1 rRNA gene is annotated in these 712 nt (G+C 51.3%); it reads left to right on the forward strand.

Annotation, left to right across the window (positions count from 1 at the left end):
• A 23S ribosomal RNA gene (locus M4J38_RS16650) occupies positions 1-712 on the forward strand; the annotation flags it as partial.

Genomic DNA, 712 nt, shown 5'->3' on the forward strand with positions numbered 1-712 from the left:
TAGCCCCGTAGCTGATAACGCACAGTAAGTGAAAACGAGTAAGGCGGGACACGTGTTATCCTGTCTGAACATGGGGGGACCATCCTCCAAGGCTAAATACTCCTGACTGACCGATAGTGAACCAGTACCGTGAGGGAAAGGCGAAAAGAACCCCTGTGAGGGGAGTGAAATAGAACCTGAAACCGTGTACGTACAAGCAGTAGGAGCCTCCTTTGTGGGGTGACTGCGTACCTTTTGTATAATGGGTCAGCGACTTATATTCAGTGGCAAGGTTAACCGTTTAGGGGAGCCGTAGGGAAACCGAGTCTTAACTGGGCGCACAGTCTCTGGATATAGACCCGAAACCGAGTGATCTAGCCATGGGCAGGTTGAAGGTTGAGTAACATCAACTGGAGGACCGAACCGACTAATGTTGAAAAATTAGCGGATGACTTGTGGCTAGGGGTGAAAGGCCAATCAAACTCGGAGATAGCTGGTTCTCCCCGAAAGCTATTTAGGTAGCGCCTCGGACGAATACTACTGGGGGTAGAGCACTGTTAAGGCTAGGGGGTCATCCCGACTTACCAACCCTTTGCAAACTCCGAATACCAGTAAGTACTATCCGGGAGACACACGGCGGGTGCTAACGTCCGTCGTGAAGAGGGAAACAACCCAGACCGCCAGCTAAGGTCCCAAAGTCATGGTTAAGTGGGAAACGATGTGGGAAGGCTCA

Source organism: Parasegetibacter sp. NRK P23, assembly GCF_023721715.1.
Classification (GTDB): Bacteria; Bacteroidota; Bacteroidia; order Chitinophagales; family Chitinophagaceae; genus Parasegetibacter.